Source organism: Pseudomonas sp. Xaverov 83 (genome assembly GCF_019352905.1).
GTDB classification, from domain to species: domain Bacteria; phylum Pseudomonadota; class Gammaproteobacteria; order Pseudomonadales; family Pseudomonadaceae; genus Aquipseudomonas; species Aquipseudomonas yamanorum.
Window position 1 is genome coordinate 589,832 of sequence record NZ_JAAAFU010000075.1, and the last position, 14,488, is coordinate 604,319.

At 61.7% G+C, this 14,488-nt stretch carries 17 protein-coding genes; 6 read left to right on the forward strand and 11 right to left on the reverse strand.

All coding sequences use genetic code 11. From position 1 onward, the window contains the following. From K0H47_RS24010 to K0H47_RS24020, 3 genes are all read right to left on the reverse strand, one after another. On the reverse strand, window positions 1–570 hold a 570-nt coding region (locus K0H47_RS24010; RefSeq protein WP_219273746.1), incomplete at its 3' end, for a YggT family protein. Window positions 571–594: 24 nt separating this feature from the next. Then, window positions 595–1,413 (reverse strand): pyrroline-5-carboxylate reductase, encoded by an 819-nt coding sequence (proC, locus tag K0H47_RS24015; protein ID WP_093204066.1) that lies wholly within the window; start codon window positions 1,411–1,413, stop codon window positions 595–597. 33 nt (window positions 1,414–1,446) lie between these two features. Further along, complete coding sequence (locus K0H47_RS24020) at window positions 1,447–2,133, reverse strand: YggS family pyridoxal phosphate-dependent enzyme (protein ID WP_063026515.1); 687 nt, start codon at window positions 2,131–2,133, stop codon at window positions 1,447–1,449. 57 nt (window positions 2,134–2,190) lie between these two features. Here K0H47_RS24020 and K0H47_RS24025 point away from each other — a divergent pair, with 57 nt between their 5' ends. Next, window positions 2,191–3,225: a type IV pilus twitching motility protein PilT gene (locus K0H47_RS24025; protein ID WP_063026516.1), complete on the forward strand. Its 1,035-nt coding sequence runs from the start codon at window positions 2,191–2,193 to the stop codon at window positions 3,223–3,225. A gap of 141 nt (window positions 3,226–3,366) precedes the next feature. On the opposite strand, the gene K0H47_RS24030 is transcribed toward K0H47_RS24025, so the two are convergent. Then, on the reverse strand, window positions 3,367–4,002 hold the full coding sequence (locus tag K0H47_RS24030) for a C40 family peptidase (protein WP_032868331.1): 636 nt from the start codon (window positions 4,000–4,002) through the stop codon (window positions 3,367–3,369). Window positions 4,003–4,251: 249 nt separating this feature from the next. On the opposite strand from K0H47_RS24030, the gene K0H47_RS24035 reads away from it, so the two are divergent. Continuing rightward, a complete protein-coding gene (locus tag K0H47_RS24035) occupies window positions 4,252–4,680 on the forward strand; it encodes a TM2 domain-containing protein (RefSeq protein WP_003213752.1) in 429 nt (142 codons plus the stop codon). Window positions 4,681–4,827: 147 nt separating this feature from the next. Here K0H47_RS24035 and K0H47_RS24040 read toward each other — a convergent pair whose 3' ends face one another. The 7 genes from K0H47_RS24040 to gshB all read right to left on the reverse strand — a co-directional run bounded on the left by K0H47_RS24040 (window position 4,828) and on the right by gshB (window position 10,720). Further along, on the reverse strand, window positions 4,828–6,099 hold the full coding sequence (locus K0H47_RS24040) for a dihydroorotase (protein ID WP_219273747.1): 1,272 nt from the start codon (window positions 6,097–6,099) through the stop codon (window positions 4,828–4,830). Continuing rightward, window positions 6,096–7,100: an aspartate carbamoyltransferase catalytic subunit gene (locus tag K0H47_RS24045; protein ID WP_093204081.1), complete on the reverse strand. Its 1,005-nt coding sequence runs from the start codon at window positions 7,098–7,100 to the stop codon at window positions 6,096–6,098. Before K0H47_RS24045 ends, K0H47_RS24040 begins: the two co-directional genes overlap by 4 nt. A 24-nt stretch (window positions 7,101–7,124) precedes the next feature. Beyond that, the gene (gene pyrR, locus K0H47_RS24050) at window positions 7,125–7,631 is read right to left on the reverse strand and encodes a bifunctional pyr operon transcriptional regulator/uracil phosphoribosyltransferase PyrR (RefSeq protein WP_003213746.1); all 507 of its coding nucleotides are present in this window, start codon (window positions 7,629–7,631) and stop codon (window positions 7,125–7,127) included. A gap of 84 nt (window positions 7,632–7,715) precedes the next feature. Beyond that, on the reverse strand, window positions 7,716–8,153 hold the full coding sequence (gene ruvX / locus K0H47_RS24055) for a Holliday junction resolvase RuvX (protein WP_003213744.1): 438 nt from the start codon (window positions 8,151–8,153) through the stop codon (window positions 7,716–7,718). Next, window positions 8,153–8,722, reverse strand: a complete 570-nt coding sequence (locus K0H47_RS24060; RefSeq protein WP_010167675.1) for a YqgE/AlgH family protein — start codon at window positions 8,720–8,722, stop codon at window positions 8,153–8,155. Before K0H47_RS24060 ends, ruvX begins: the two co-directional genes overlap by 1 nt. Before the next feature lie 67 nt (window positions 8,723–8,789). Next, complete coding sequence (locus K0H47_RS24065; protein ID WP_093204085.1) at window positions 8,790–9,689, reverse strand: energy transducer TonB; 900 nt, start codon at window positions 9,687–9,689, stop codon at window positions 8,790–8,792. 77 nt (window positions 9,690–9,766) lie between these two features. After that, window positions 9,767–10,720, reverse strand: coding sequence for a glutathione synthase (gshB, locus tag K0H47_RS24070; protein WP_010167673.1), 954 nt, complete (start codon window positions 10,718–10,720; stop codon window positions 9,767–9,769). Window positions 10,721–10,959: 239 nt separating this feature from the next. Between gshB and pilG the strand changes: the two genes are divergently transcribed. The 4 genes from pilG to K0H47_RS24090 are packed head-to-tail and all read left to right on the forward strand — an operon-like array spanning window position 10,960 to window position 14,365. Further along, window positions 10,960–11,367 carry a twitching motility response regulator PilG gene (gene pilG / locus K0H47_RS24075; RefSeq protein ID WP_003213736.1) on the forward strand — a complete coding sequence of 136 codons (408 nt, stop codon included), beginning with the start codon at window positions 10,960–10,962 and terminating at the stop codon, window positions 11,365–11,367. Between the two features lie 47 nt (window positions 11,368–11,414). Then, on the forward strand, window positions 11,415–11,780 hold the full coding sequence (gene pilH / locus K0H47_RS24080; RefSeq protein WP_017476512.1) for a twitching motility response regulator PilH: 366 nt from the start codon (window positions 11,415–11,417) through the stop codon (window positions 11,778–11,780). 12 nt (window positions 11,781–11,792) lie between these two features. Further along, window positions 11,793–12,317, forward strand: coding sequence for a chemotaxis protein CheW (locus tag K0H47_RS24085; RefSeq protein WP_219273748.1), 525 nt, complete (start codon window positions 11,793–11,795; stop codon window positions 12,315–12,317). Then, a complete protein-coding gene (locus K0H47_RS24090) occupies window positions 12,314–14,365 on the forward strand; it encodes a methyl-accepting chemotaxis protein (protein WP_063026524.1) in 2,052 nt (683 codons plus the stop codon). Before K0H47_RS24085 ends, K0H47_RS24090 begins: the two co-directional genes overlap by 4 nt. Window positions 14,366–14,488: the final 123 nt, after the last annotated feature.

Consider the following 14,488-nt stretch of genomic DNA (forward strand, 5'->3'; position numbering starts at 1 on the left):
TTCTTTGGGCATGAATGCATAGAAAGCCAGACGCGGAATCACCCAGCTTTGCAGCAGCTGAATGGCGATAAACGCGAAGATCGGCGAGATATCCAGGCCACCCAGGTTCGGTATCAGGCGACGGAACGGTGCCAGCACCGGTTCAGTGATCTGCCCCACCAACTCTGCGCCAGGGCTGCGGCTGCCCGGGGCGACCCACGACAGGATCACGCTGATGATCATTGACCAGAAAATGATCTTCAAAAACAGCGAGAAAATCCCGATCAATGCCCACGGCAGCAACAGCAGCGTGGTGGCCTGGTAGCCGTTGAGCAGCAGGATGACCGCGAACAGCAGGATCTGCAGCAGCAGCGCCAGCACCAGCGAGGACATGTCCAGGCCGAACATGCTCGGGATTACCCGGCGCAGTGGCTTGAGCAGCGGTTGCGTGGCCTTCACCACGAACTGGCACAGCGGGTTGTAGAAGTTCGCCCGCACCAGTTGCAGGATAAAACGCATCAGCACGATCAGCAGGTACAGGCTGCCCAGGGTCTGGATGATGAAAATGGCAGCGTCATTGATTCCGAGCATGTTTAATTCCTATGTGGGGGACGACTATTTGCCCAGCTGCTCGGCCATTTCGGCCGAACGATGTGCTGCGGCACCCAGTGCTTTTTCCACCAGGGCTTCAAAGCCCCCGGCCTGGAACGATTCGATTGCCGCTTGGGTTGTACCGCCCGGCGAGGTCACGCGACGGCGCAGCTCGGAGGCGTCGACATCACTGGTCACGGCCATCTGCGCGGCGCCCAGTGCGGTTTGCTCGGCCAATTGCTCGGCGACTTCCTGTGGCAGGCCGAGTTTCACGCCAGCAGCGGTCATGGCCTCGATCAGCAGAAAGAAATACGCCGGGCCGCTGCCGGACACGGCGGTGACAGCGTCCAGTTGCTGCTCGTGTTCCAGCCACACGGCGATACCCACGGCGGATAGCAGCTCCTGTGCCTGATCACGCTGTTGGGCAGTGACTTCGGACGTGGCGTACAAGCCGCTCACGCCCTTGCGCAGCAGCGCCGGGGTGTTGGGCATGCAACGCACAATCGGCTGGGCGCCGAGCCAGTGGGTCATGCTGGCGCAGGTGATGCCGGCGGCGATGGACACCACCAGTTGATGGGGCTTGAGGCTTGGGCGCAGGCTTTCGCACACGGCTTTCATGGCTTGTGGCTTAACCGCCAGCACCACCACGTCCACGCCTTCAATCGCTTCTGCGTTGTCGGCGAAGGTGTCGATGCCGTGCTCGGCGCTGACGCGGGCGCGAGTATCGGCGCCCGGGTCGCTGGCGCGAATCTGTTGTGCTTCCAGGCCCTTGGCCCGCAGGCCGCCGATCAGGCTGGCCGCCATGTTGCCGGCGCCGATAAAGGCAATACGCGTGTTGCTCATGACAGGTCCTTATTCAAATGGAAGTCAGCCATTTCACGGCTGGCCGTAGTCGCGGGCACCAAACAGGGCAGTACCGATCCGCACCCAGGTGGCCCCTTGGGCGATGGCCGACTCAAGGTCATGGCTCATGCCCATGGAAAGTGTATCGAGCCCCAGGTTCAGGCTCGCTTGCAGGTCGCGTACGGTGGCGAAGGCTGCGTCCTGCTCTGCACGGTCGTCGGTTGGCTCGGGGATCGCCATCAAGCCACGCAGCTTCAGGCGCGGCAGGGCGCTGATGGCTTCGGCCAGGGCGGGCAGGTCGGCGGGTGTACAGCCGGACTTGCTGGCTTCGCCACTGACGTTGACCTGGATGCAGATGTTCAGCGGTGGCAGGTCAGCCGGGCGTTGCTCGGACAGGCGTTGTGCGATTTTCAGGCGGTCCACGGAATGCACCCAAGCGAAGTTCTCGGCGATCGCACGAGTCTTGTTCGATTGAATGGGGCCGATGAAGTGCCAACTCAAGGGCAGGTCGGTTAATTCGGCCTGTTTGCCCAGGGCTTCCTGCAGATAGTTCTCGCCAAAATCACGCAGCCCGGCGGCATAGGCTTCGCGCACGGCTTGTGCGGGTTTGGTCTTGCTCACGGCCAACAGGTGCACGCTGTCTGCGTCGCGTTGCGAGGCTTGGGCCGCGGCTCGGATCCGCTCGGAAACCAGGCTTATGTTGTCTGCTATGGTCGACATTCAAGTTGCGCCCGTGGATATGGAGTCCGCGGCATTCTACTGGAAATGGAAAGCCCTATGGATATCACTGAACTGCTGGCTGCCGGCGTACGCCGGCGGGCCTCGGACCTGCATTTGTCGGCCGGGTTGGCGCCAATGTTGCGAGTTGATGGCGAAGTCTGGCCTCTGGACTGGCCGGTGCTTGAACCTACGCAAATCGCGGAGTTACTCAGCCCCTTGCTGAACAATCATCAGCAAAAGGATTTCGAAACATCTCTTGAAACGGATTTTGCCTTCGAGTTACCCGAGGTGGCGCGGTTTCGGGTGAATGTGTTCCAGCAGCACCGGGGCATGGGCGCCGTGTTTCGTACCATTCCCTCAACGGTGCAGAGTTTGGAAAGCCTCGGGTTGGGCGAGGTGTTCCGGCGCATCGCGGACCTGCCTCGGGGGCTGGTACTGGTCACCGGGCCGACCGGTTCTGGCAAGTCCACCACCCTGGCGGCGATGATCGATTACCTCAACACCCATCGTCGCCAGCACATCCTCACCCTCGAAGACCCGATCGAGTTCATCCATCAACCGAAAAACGCCCTGGTCAACCAGCGGCAAGTGCATCGCGACACCCATAGCTTCTCGGCCGCCCTGCGTTCGGCATTGCGGGAGGACCCGGATGTGATCCTGGTGGGCGAATTGCGGGATCTGGAAACCATTCGGCTCGCGTTGACGGCGGCGGAAACCGGGCACCTGGTGTTCGGCACGTTACACACCACGTCGGCGGCTAAAAGCGTGGATCGGGTGGTGGATGTGTTTCCGGCAGGGGAAAAGGCCATGGTCCGCTCGATGCTCTCGGAGTCATTGCAGGCGGTGGTGTCTCAGGTGCTGGTGAAGAAAGTCGGCGGCGGGCGGGTGGCGGTGCATGAAATCATGCTGGGTACACCGGCGATCCGTAACCTGATCCGCGAGGACAAGGTGGCGCAGATGTATTCGGCGATCCAGACCGGTGGGGCGCTGGGGATGACGACGCTTGACATGAGCTTGAAGGCGTTGGTCAGCCAGGGGCTGATCAGCCGGGAACATGCGCGGGAGAAGGCGAGGGTGCCTGGGGATATTTGAGGTCGCGTGGGCGATGAAAAACTAATGTGGGAGCGGGCTTGCTCGCGAATGCGGTGTATCAGTCAAGCATGTATCGACTGACACTCCGCATTCGCGAGCAAGCCCGCTCCCACACAAGCCCGCTCCCAAGTCGGCCGGGTATCAGCGCTGCACAATCCGCAGATTGTTCTGCTCTTTAGGCAGGACACGCTTGGCAATCACGTAGTTCTTGTCCCAGAACGGCTTCTTCAGCGTATCGATGCTCACGGACTTGCCACGACGCGGTGCGTGGATGAAACGGTCGTTGCCCAGGTAAATGGCAACGTGGTTGACCTGGCGGCTCTTCAGTTTGAAGAACAGCAGGTCACCCGGTTTCAAGTCCTTGCGCTCAACTTTCAGCCCGTGGCCGGCGGCCATGGCGTTTGAAGTGCGCGGCAAATCCACGGCTTTTACGTCGTTAAACGCATATTTCACCAAACCACTGCAGTCGAACCCTTTACTTGGGCTGCTGCCGCCCCAACGATAAGGGGTACCGAGCACGTTGACGGCGCGGCTGAGGACGTTGCTGCTTTGCTTGGTGTTGACGGCCATCAGCCCTGGTGCTGTTTTACCATGGGCCTTGCTCAGTTGAGTCGGGCGTTTCACGGTCAGCTTCACCGATTTGGCGGAGCTGGTGGTAGCGTGAACTTTAGGGGTGAAACCGTTAACGTTGGGAAGTCGTTGCTCACGATTGGTGGCGTGGGCGGCCAGTGGCATTAATAGGCAGATGGTTAGCCATGTCTTGAAAAATGGTCGCATTAGGCGTGGCTCTTTTTGGTTTGCGCGCAACTTTATAACAGCTTTTTGTGTCGTTCTAAGGCCGTTTGTCGACTGAACCCTGGGGTCAAATTCAGGAAAAACGCGACGAATTGCCGCTATTGTCCTACTCAGGTCAGGTGGCATAAGGCTTTGCGGGAAGGAAGATACCATTTGCCGTGCGTCGGGCGCCCGTAAAAAAGTCACAAAGAAAATGAAAAAATTTATCTATCGAGGCAAAAGAGGTACTCCATGAACACCTATCGACAGGATGTTTCGCAACAAGACACCCACAGCAAGGTGATCGGTTACCTGCTCTGGATTTTCGGTTTTACCGGTGCTCACCGCTTTTATTACGGCAAGCCGGTGACCGGGACGATCTGGTTTTTCACCTTCGGTTTGTTCGGGATTGGCTGGCTGATCGACTTGTTCCTGATTCCGGCAATGGACCGGGAAGCGGACCTGCGATTTACGGCCGGGCCGATTGAATACAACGTGGCCTGGATCCTGTTGGCGTTCCTGGGCGTGTTCGGGTTGCACCGCATGTATCAGGGCAAATGGATCAGCGGGATCATTTACTTGCTGACTGGGGGCTTGTTCCTGATCGGCGTGTTGTATGACTTCTGGACGTTGAATACCCAGATTTCGATCCGCAATGCCGAGCGCAACGGCGGTCGTTAAGCCTCACACAAATCCCATGTGGGCACGGCCAATGTGGGAGCCGGGCTTGCCCGCGATAGCATCGCCTCGGTGCATCAGATACACCGAGGTGCCCGCATCGCAGGCAAGCCAGCTCCCACACTGACTGTGCCCACTCTGGATCGGTTTTCAGGCCTGGTAGCTGATCCGCCCATCCACCAAGGTGTACCGCACGGTCGCCGGCAGGCTATGGCCGATGAACGGGCAGTTCTCACCCTTGGACAGCCAGTGCTCCCCGGCAATCGTGGAGCTGGCCGGATCAAACAGCACCAGGTCCGCCGCCGAACCCACTGCCAACTTGCCCGCCGGCAGGCGCAGGGCCTCGGCAGGGCCTGCACTGAGGCGCGCCAGCAGCGTCGGCAGGTCCAGCAAGCCATCCTCCACCAATGTCATTGCCAGCGGCAGCAACAGCTCGACGCTGCTGATACCCGGTTCCGTCGCGCCGAACGGCGCCAGCTTGGCGTCACGCTCGTGGGGTTGGTGATGGCTGGAAATCGCCGAAACCACCCCGGACTTCACCGCCGCCCGCAAACCGTCACGGTCAGCGCGAGTACGCAGGGGTGGCTGCACGTGATACAGGCTGGAGAAGTCGATCAGCGCCTCGTCCGTCAAAATCAGCTGATACAACGCCACATCCGCCGTCACCGGCAAACCGCGGGCTTGGGCCTGAGCGATCAGGGCCACGCCCCGAGCGCTGGTCAACTGGCTGAAGTGCGCACGCACGCCGCTTTGCTCCACCAGCAGCAGGTCCCGGGCCAGGGCCACGGTCTCGGCGGTTTCCGGGATGCCCGGCAGGCCGAGGAAGCTGGCGGTGGCGCCTTCGTGGGCCAGGCCGCCTTCGGCCAGGTCGCGGTCCTGGGAGTGGAAAATCACCGTCAGGTCGAAGGTCGCTGCATATTCCAGGGCGCGGCACAGGGTGCGGGTGCTGCGAAAGCTCTCCAGACCATTGCCAAAGGCTACACAGCCGGCATCGCGCAAGGCGATCAGCTCGGCCAGCTGTTCGCCGTCCAGGCCTTTGCTCAGGGCGCCGATGGGGAACACTTTGCAGTTACCGGCTTCGCGGGCGCGGTCGAGGATCAGCTCGGTCACGGCCGAGGTGTCCAGCACCGGCTTGGTGTGGGGCGGGCAGCACAGGCTGGTGACGCCACCGGCGGCGGCGGCACGGGTTTCGCTGGTGATGTTGCCCTTGCGGCTGTAACCCGGCTCGCGCAGGGCGACGTTCAGGTCCACCAGGCCGGGCGCGGCGATCAGGCCTTTGGCGTCGATGGTTTCACTGGCGCTGAAGCCTGCGGGCGCGGTGCCGATGGCAATGATCTTGCCGGCTTCCAGGTGCAGATCGGTGACTTGATCCATGCCGCTGGCCGGATCGATGACTCGGGCGCCGAGAATGCTGAGCTTCACTGGGCGTTCTCCTGCTCGAATTGACGTTGTGCGGTTTGCCCGCTCATGGCCATGGACAACACGGCCATGCGGACGGCGATGCCGTAGGTCACCTGGTTAAGAATCACCGACTGCGCGCCGTCGGCCACTGCCGACTCAATCTCCACCCCTCGGTTGATCGGCCCCGGGTGCATCACGATGGCATCCGGCTTGGCGCCGGCCAGGCGCGCGGTGGTCAGGCCGAACAGGCGATAGAACTCGCCTTCGCTCGGCAACAGGCCTCCCGCCATGCGCTCGCGCTGCAGGCGCAGCATGATCACCACGTCCACATCCTTGAGGCCTTCGGTCATGTCGGTGTAGACCTTCACGCCGTACTGCTCGATGCCGATCGGCAGCAGGGTTTTGGGGGCGATCACGCGGATGTCCGGGCAACCGAGGGCTTTCAGGGCCAGCATGTTCGAGCGCGCTACCCGCGAGTGCAGGATGTCGCCGACGATGGCCACCGAGAGGTTTTCAAAGCTGCCCTTGTGCCGGCGGATGGTCAGCATGTCGAGCATGCCTTGGGTCGGGTGGGCGTGACGGCCGTCGCCGCCGTTGATGATCGCCACGTTCGGGCACACGTGCTCGGCGATGAAGTGCGCAGCACCGGAGTCGCCGTGGCGCACCACGAACATGTCGGCGGCCATGGCTTCCAGGTTGCGCAGGGTGTCGAGCAGGGTTTCGCCCTTGCTCGCCGACGAGGTGGACACGTTCAGGGTGATCACGTCGGCCGACAGGCGCTGGGCCGCCAGCTCAAAGGTGGTGCGGGTGCGGGTCGAGTTCTCGAAGAACACGTTGCAGATGGTCTTGCCGCGTAACAGCGGGACTTTTTTCACCGCCCGACCGCCGACTTCGAGGAACGAGTCGGCCGTGTCGAGGATTTCGGTGAGCAGTTCGCGGGGCAAGCCGTCGAGGGACAGGAAGTGTTGCAGCTGGCCCTGAGCATTGAGCTGCAGCGGGCGCTTGGCATCTAGAGGCGTCATCGCGGGGACTCTTTACAAGGCGGTTTAAAGGGCAAGGTCTTGCAGTTCGAGTTCGAGCGGCGTGGGACCGGACAATTTTACCCGCTGGTGGGCTTCCAGGGACAGGGTGGCACCGACCACGTCCGGGCTGATCGGCAATTCACCGGCATCCAGGTCCAGCAGGCAGACCAGCGTCACGCTGGCCGGGCGGCCGTAGTCGAACAGCTCGTTCATGGCGGCGCGGATGGTGCGACCGCTCATCAGGACGTCATCGATCAGCACCAGGTGCTGGCCTTCGATCTCGAACGGCAAGGCCGAAGGACGCACTTGCGGGTGCAGGCCGTTCTGGCTGAAGTCGTCGCGGTAGAAGGACACGTCCAGGGTGCCGAGGGGCGAGTCGCTGCCCAGTTCTTCCAAGAGCGCCTGGGCCACCCACACGCCACCGGTACGAATGCCGATAAAACGCGGCTCGCTGATGGCGCGGTGTTCCAGGTGCGCCTTGAGGCGGATCGCCATCTGGCTGATCAGGTCGGCGGGATTGGGCAGGCTCATGGTGGCTCCTTCAAGGCCTTGCGCGGCGGGGGTTGCCTGCAAGGTCCGGGCTCAAACGTAAGAAGACGCGGCAAGCCGCGTCAGTCAGGATTCAAATAAAGCGGTGTTTTCATCCAGCCAGCCCTGCAACAGCAAGGCCGCGGCGATGGCATCCACCGGGTTGTCGCGGTAGCTGCCTTTCTGCCCGCCACGATCGCGGCGCTCGCCCTTGGCTTCGAACGTGGTCAGGCGTTCGTCGTGGGTATAGAAGGGCAGGTTGTAGCGGCCATTCAGGCGTCGGGCGAATTTTTCGGCTCGCAGGCACATCTCGCTCGGGGTGCCGTCCATGTTCAAGGGCAGGCCGACCACGACGGCATCGGGCTTCCACTCCTTGATCAGGGCTTCGACCTGGTTCCAGTCCGGCACGCCGTTCTGGGCTTTCAAGGTGCACAGCTCGCGGGCCTGGCCGGTAATGACCTGGCCGACGGCAACGCCGATCTGTTTGGTGCCGTAGTCAAAACCGAGGATCAGACGCAAGGCCATCAGGCGTGCCCCGCCTGGCTGGTCAGCAGGCTGAGGTTGATCCGCAGCTTGGCGGCCGCCGCTTCCAGGCGCAGTTCGCTGGGGGTGTTGAACAGGATGTCGGCATCAAACGGGCAGGTCAGCCAGGCATTGCTCGCCAGCTCGGCCTCCAGTTGCCCGGCTTCCCAACCGGCGTAGCCCAGGGTGATCACGCTTTGATCAGGCCCGATGCCATCGGCGATGGCGAACAACACATCCTGGGAAGTGGAAAGCGACAGCCCTTCAAGGTCCACGGTCGCCTGGAATTTCGGCCCGGTGGGGTGCAGCACAAAACCCCGGTCAGTCTGCACTGGCCCGCCGATGTAGATCGGTACGTGCTGGCAGCTGGCGGGTGGGTCGATGTCCGGGCGCAATTGCTCAAGGATATCGGCCAGGTTCAGGTCTTGCGGGCGGTTGACCACCAACCCCATCGCACCATTGGCGGTGTGCTCGACGATGTAGGTCAAGGTCTGCGCAAAGTTCGGGTCGGCCATATGGGGCATGGCGATCAGGAATTGGTGCTTGAGGTAGGTCGGGCTGACATTTTTCATGTCCGCTAGTGTGGCGTTGGAGGGGCGAACTGACAAGCTGAGGATGCGCAGGAAATCACCGTCAGCGTCAATTGCTCGACAGCCGATCACCTTTGGCAAAGCGCCAGGTGCGAATGATTTCCAGACGGTCGATGTCGTTCAAGTCCCCGGTAAACGGCGCAAAAGGCGCCGCCAGGCGCACGATGCGTTGCGCCGCCTGGTCCAGCAGCGGTTGGCCGGAGGACTCCAGCACCTGCACTTCGTACAAGGTGCCGTCGCGGTTGATCGACACCAGCAGTCGCAAATTGCCGTAGATCTGCTGGCGGCGGGCTTCGTCCGGGTAGTTCAGGTTGCCGATGCGCTCGACCTTCTTGCGCCACTCGTCCTTATACCAGGCGCCTTTGTCGCGCATGGTGGAGGCAGCATTCAGGCGGTAGATCCGCGGGCGCTTGGCGTACAGCTGTTGTTCGTGGGCCAGTTCGGCTTCCAGGCTGGAAATTTCACTGGAGAGTTGCGAGCTATCAAACGTCGGGGCCGGCGGGGCAGGCGTGGGTTCGGTCTTGGCCTTTTCCCGTTGAGTGGGCGCTTTTTGCGGTTTGGGCGCGACGGTAGTGACAGCGGCCTTGGGTGCAGCCTGTTTCACCTCCGACTTGGGCGCTGGCGGTGGCGTGACCTTATTGACCTTGTTGTCCTGGAACGGCGCCACTTCGGTGGTCTTGGGCACGGCCTTCTTGTCGAGGGTGCCGCTGCCTTGCTGGTTGTCCTGGGCGAGAAAATCAGCCTTCTCGGGCTTCTTTTCGCTTTTGAAGGTGGCGAGGGTGATTTCCAGGGTCTTGGTGATCTGCTTGGGTTCGGCAAAGGTGAAGCCCAGGCCGAGGATCAACGCCAGGTGAATCAACGCCGCGAGAAACAGGGTAAATCCGAGCCGATCAGCCGGGCGCACGCCGCTGTGGGAGAGTTCGGGGGGCAGATCGGGCGGGAGCGTCATGACAAGAAAACCAACATCGCGCGTTTCACAGGTGGCGCATGATAACGCAATGTTGGTTTGTGTCCGGCTGTTCTATGTCACTTGGCTTGTAGCTTGGAGGCAATGGCCGCCATCAGCATTTCGCCGATGTTCGTGCCAAATGCATTGTCGATCTCGCGAATACAGGTCGGACTGGTGACGTTGATTTCGGTGAGGTTCTCGCCAATTACGTCCAGTCCTACAAACAGTAGGCCCTTTTCGCGCAGGGTTGGGCCGACTTGGGCGGCAATCCAGCGATCCTTGTCCGTCAGCGGGCGGGCTTCACCCCGGCCGCCGGCTGCCAGGTTGCCACGGGTCTCGCCGGCTGCCGGAATGCGTGCCAGGCAATAAGGCACCGGCTCGCCATCGATCATCAGGATGCGCTTGTCGCCGTCCTTGATTGCCGGAATATAGGCCTGGCCCATGATCTGCTGGGTGCCCAGCGCGGTCAGGGTTTCCAGGATCACCGACAGGTTCGGGTCGCCCGCACGATGGCGGAAGATCGACGTGCCGCCCATGCCGTCCAGCGGCTTGAGGATCACATCACCGTGCTTGGCGGCGAATTCACGCAGCACATCGGCGCGGCGGCTGACCACGGTGGGCGGTGTGCACTGTGGGAACAAGGTGGCGAACAGCTTTTCATTGCAGTCGCGCAGGCTCTGGGGCTTGTTGACGATCAGCACGCCCGCGCGCTCGGCCTGCTCCAGCAGGTAGGTGGAGTAGACGAACTCCATGTCGAACGGCGGATCCTTGCGCATCAGGATCACGTCGAGGTCGCTCAGGGGGCTGTCGATTTCGTCTTGCAGTTCGAACCACTTCTCAGGGTTGGCAAACACCTGCAGCGGGCGCATCCGCGCCCGCGCTTCACCGTCGCCCTGGTAAAGGTCCGGCTGCTCCATATAGAACAGGCTCCAGCCGCGGGCCTGGGCGGCCAGCAGCATGGCCAGCGAGCTATCCTTTTTATAGGAGATGCTGGCGATAGGGTCCATGACAATGCCGACGCGAACGCTCATGGGGGATTTCCTCTAGCAAATAAGGGCGCATAAAAGTGGCGTCAGAGTGGCGCTGCGGCTGTTGTGGGTCAAGGAAAAACCACCGCGCGGGTCGGCCGATAGATTGCGTTCTGAGACTGTGCTAAAAAGGCTGCCATGGCACATCAGCCCTTGAATTCCGAGGCTTTTGACGCTCGTCCTGTGCAACATCAGGCAGTACACACCGAAAACCTATTCGCTGTGGCGATGGTAGAGCAGATATGGAACAGCATTCCAACGCCTTGAAAGTGATGGTGATCGACGATTCGAAAACGATTCGCCGCACGGCCGAAACACTGTTGAAGAACGTAGGGTGCGACGTCATCACGGCCATCGACGGTTTCGATGCCCTGGCCAAGATTGTTGACCATCACCCGCACATTATCTTTGTCGACATCATGATGCCGCGCCTGGATGGCTATCAGACCTGCGCGTTGGTGAAGAACAACCCGGCGTTCAAGTCGATCCCGGTGATCATGTTGTCTTCCAAGGATGGTCTGTTCGACAAAGCCAAGGGGCGCATCGTCGGCTCTGATCAGTTTTTGACCAAGCCTTTCAGCAAGGAAGAACTGCTGAGCGCGATCAAGGCCTATGTACCGGGCTTCGCCGCAGTAGAACAAGCACACTGACGAGGGCCCCACGAGGGCTGGCGTCTACTATAGAAGTGGGGATAACCATGGCACGTGTTCTGATCGTCGACGACTCGCCGACTGAAATGTACAAACTGACTGAAATGCTCGAAAAGCATGGTCACGAAGTCCTCAAGGCCCAGAACGGCGGCGACGGCGTCGCGCTGGCCCGCCAGGAAAAGCCTGACGCGGTATTGATGGATATCGTCATGCCGGGCCTCAATGGCTTCCAGGCCACCCGGCAGCTGACCAAAGACCCTGAAACCGGGCACATCCCGGTGATCATCATCACCACCAAGGATCAGGAAACCGACAAGATCTGGGGCGAGCGCCAGGGCGCCAAGGATTACCTGACCAAGCCGGTGGACGAAGAAACCCTGATCGCCACCCTGAACAAGGTGCTGGCCGGCTGACGGCACGTTCCCATGACCGAGTCGCAAACCGCCTTCGAGCTGCTGCTGGACATCGACCGCCGCTGCCGCTTGCTGGCCGCCGACCTGCCGTCCCAGGAAACCCGGCTGTACAGCTGGAGCGGGATCGGGTTTCGCCTGGGTGAGCACTGGTACGTGGCGCCCATGGGTGAGGTCGCAGAAGTGCTGCACGAACCGCGCTGCACCTTGATGCCGGGGGTCAAGCTGTGGGTCAAGGGCGTGGCCAACCTGCGGGGGCGCTTGCTGCCGGTGATGGATTTGGGCGGGTTCCTCGGCCTTGACCTGTCGGTGGCGCGCAAACAGCGGCGGGTGCTGGTGGTGGAATATCAGGACGTGTTTGTCGGCCTGTTGGTGGACGAGGTGGTGGGCATGCAGCATTTCGCACAAGACGCATTGTCGACGAGCACCGCAGGCGACACGCCGTTTATCCAGGGCCAGTTCGACGGCGACCAGCTGTGGCAGGTCTTCAGCCCCTTCGCCCTGGCCCAGGCTCCAGGCTTCATGGATGTTGCCGCATGAGTACCGTTACCCCCGCCAAACCCCAGGAAGCGTCCCGCAGCCGCTCGCAGATCATCGTGCTGTTTATCGCGCTGATCGTGTTCATCATGCTGCTGTTCGCCAACTTCGCGTACCTCAATACCCAGTCCACCTACGACAAACAGTACATCGGTCACGCCGGTGAGCTGCGGGTGCTGTCCCAGCGCATCGCCAAGAACGCCACCGAGGCCGCCGCCGGCAAGGCTGCTGCGTTCAAGCTGCTGGGGGATGCACGCAACGATTTTGCCCAGCGCTGGGGTTACCTGAAAAAAGGTGACCCCGCCACCGGCCTGCCCGCTGCACCCACCGCCGTGCGTGCAGAAATGCGCGCTGTGCAGACCGACTGGGAAGCGCTGCTGAAAAACGCCGATGCGATTCTGGCCAGCGAGCAAACGGTGCTGTCACTGCATCAAGTGGCCGCGACCCTGGCGGAAACCGTTCCGCAATTGCAGATGGAGTCGGAAAAGGTCGTCGACATCCTCCTGCAGCGCGGTGCTCCGGCCAGCCAGGTGGCGTTGGCCCAGCGCCAATCGTTGCTGGCCGAACGCATCCTCGGCGCAGTGAACACCGTGCTGGCGGGCGACGAAACCGCCGTGCAGGCCGCCGATGCCTTTGGCCGCGATGCCAACCGTTTTGGCGTGGTGCTCAGCGGCATGCTCAACGGCAATCCCGGGCTGCGTATTACACAGGTTGAAGATCACGACGCCCGCGCCCGGCTGGCGGAGATTTCCGAGCTATTCGAATTCGTCTCCGGCTCCGTGGATGAAATCCTCGAGACTTCGCCGCAGCTGTTCCAGGTGCGCGCCTCGGCGAGCAATATTTTCAACCTGTCGCAAACCCTGCTGGACGAAGCCTCGCACCTGGCCACCGGTTTTGAAAACCTGGCGGACGGGCGCACTTTCGACACCATCGGCGGCTACGTGCTGGGCTTACTGGCGCTGGCCTCGATCATCCTGATCGGCCTGGTGATGGTCCGCGAGACCAACCGCCAGTTGCGGGAGACCGCCGAGAAGAACGAGCGCAACCAGAACGCGATCATGCGCCTGCTGGACGAGATTGAAGACCTGGCCGACGGTGACCTGACCGTCACCGCCTCGGTCACCGAAGACTTCACCGGCACCATCGCCGACTCCATCAACTATTCCGTGGACCAACTGCGCGACCTGGTGGCCACGATCAACCTTACCGCCGGCCAGGTGGCTGGCGCGGTGCAGGACACCCAGGCCACCGCGATGCACCTGGCCCAAGCGTCGGAGCATCAGGCGCAGCAGATTGCCGAAGCCTCCACGGCGATCAACCAGATGGCCCAGTCCATCGACCAGGTGTCGGCCAACGCCGCCGAATCCTCGGCAGTGGCCGAGCGTTCGGTAGAGATTGCCAACAAAGGCAATGAGGTGGTGCACAACACCATCCACGGTATGGACAACATTCGCGAACAGATTCAGGACACCGCCAAGCGCATCAAGCGCCTGGGGGAATCGTCCCAGGAGATTGGCGACATCGTCAGCCTGATCGATGACATCGCCGAGCAGACCAACATCCTCGCCCTCAACGCGGCGATCCAGGCGAGCATGGCCGGTGACGCCGGGCGTGGTTTTGCGGTGGTGGCCGATGAAGTACAGCGCCTGGCCGAGCGTTCTTCAGCGGCGACGCGGCAGATCGAAACCCTGGTGCGGGCGATCCAGACGGACACCAACGAAGCGGTGATTTCCATGGAGCAGACCACCACCGAAGTGGTGCGCGGTGCGCGGCTGGCCCAGGACGCCGGCGTGGCGCTGGAAGAGATCGAAGGCGTGTCGAAAACCCTGGCGGCGTTGATCCAGAGTATCTCCAACGCGGCGCAGCAGCAGACGTCGTCGGCAGGGCAGATTTCCCTGACGATGAACGTGATTCAACAGATCACCACTCAGACTTCATCGGGCTCCACGGCCACTGCCGAGAGCATCGGCAACCTGGCAAAAATGGCCAGTCAGTTGCGGCGCTCGGTGTCGGGGTTCACCTTGCCGGCGGCACGGCAGGTGGATGAGTGAAATGCTATCTGTCAGGCACCACCGAATCCCTGTGGGAGCTGGCTTGCCTGCGATAGCGGTGTGTCAGTGCCGAAGATGCAAACTGATGCACCGCCATCGCAGGCAAGCCAGCTCCCACATTCG

Coding starts and splice junctions, on each gene's coding strand:
- K0H47_RS24065 (WP_093204085.1), bottom strand. CDS start 9,689: ATGACGCTCCCGCCCGATCTGCCCCCCGAACTCTCCCACAGCGGCGTG.
- K0H47_RS24060 (WP_010167675.1), bottom strand. CDS start 8,722: ATGAAAAATGTCAGCCCGACCTACCTCAAGCACCAATTCCTGATCGCC.
- K0H47_RS24030 (WP_032868331.1), bottom strand. CDS start 4,002: ATGCGACCATTTTTCAAGACATGGCTAACCATCTGCCTATTAATGCCA.
- pyrR (WP_003213746.1), bottom strand. CDS start 7,631: ATGAGCCTGCCCAATCCCGCCGACCTGATCAGCCAGATGGCGATCCGC.
- K0H47_RS24085 (WP_219273748.1), top strand. CDS start 11,793: ATGACCGAGTCGCAAACCGCCTTCGAGCTGCTGCTGGACATCGACCGC.
- gshB (WP_010167673.1), bottom strand. CDS start 10,720: ATGAGCGTTCGCGTCGGCATTGTCATGGACCCTATCGCCAGCATCTCC.
- pilH (WP_017476512.1), top strand. CDS start 11,415: ATGGCACGTGTTCTGATCGTCGACGACTCGCCGACTGAAATGTACAAA.
- K0H47_RS24020 (WP_063026515.1), bottom strand. CDS start 2,133: ATGTCGACCATAGCAGACAACATAAGCCTGGTTTCCGAGCGGATCCGA.
- proC (WP_093204066.1), bottom strand. CDS start 1,413: ATGAGCAACACGCGTATTGCCTTTATCGGCGCCGGCAACATGGCGGCC.
- ruvX (WP_003213744.1), bottom strand. CDS start 8,153: ATGGCCTTGCGTCTGATCCTCGGTTTTGACTACGGCACCAAACAGATC.
- K0H47_RS24090 (WP_063026524.1), top strand. CDS start 12,314: ATGAGTACCGTTACCCCCGCCAAACCCCAGGAAGCGTCCCGCAGCCGC.
- K0H47_RS24025 (WP_063026516.1), top strand. CDS start 2,191: ATGGATATCACTGAACTGCTGGCTGCCGGCGTACGCCGGCGGGCCTCG.
- pilG (WP_003213736.1), top strand. CDS start 10,960: ATGGAACAGCATTCCAACGCCTTGAAAGTGATGGTGATCGACGATTCG.
- K0H47_RS24045 (WP_093204081.1), bottom strand. CDS start 7,100: ATGACGCCTCTAGATGCCAAGCGCCCGCTGCAGCTCAATGCTCAGGGC.
- K0H47_RS24035 (WP_003213752.1), top strand. CDS start 4,252: ATGAACACCTATCGACAGGATGTTTCGCAACAAGACACCCACAGCAAG.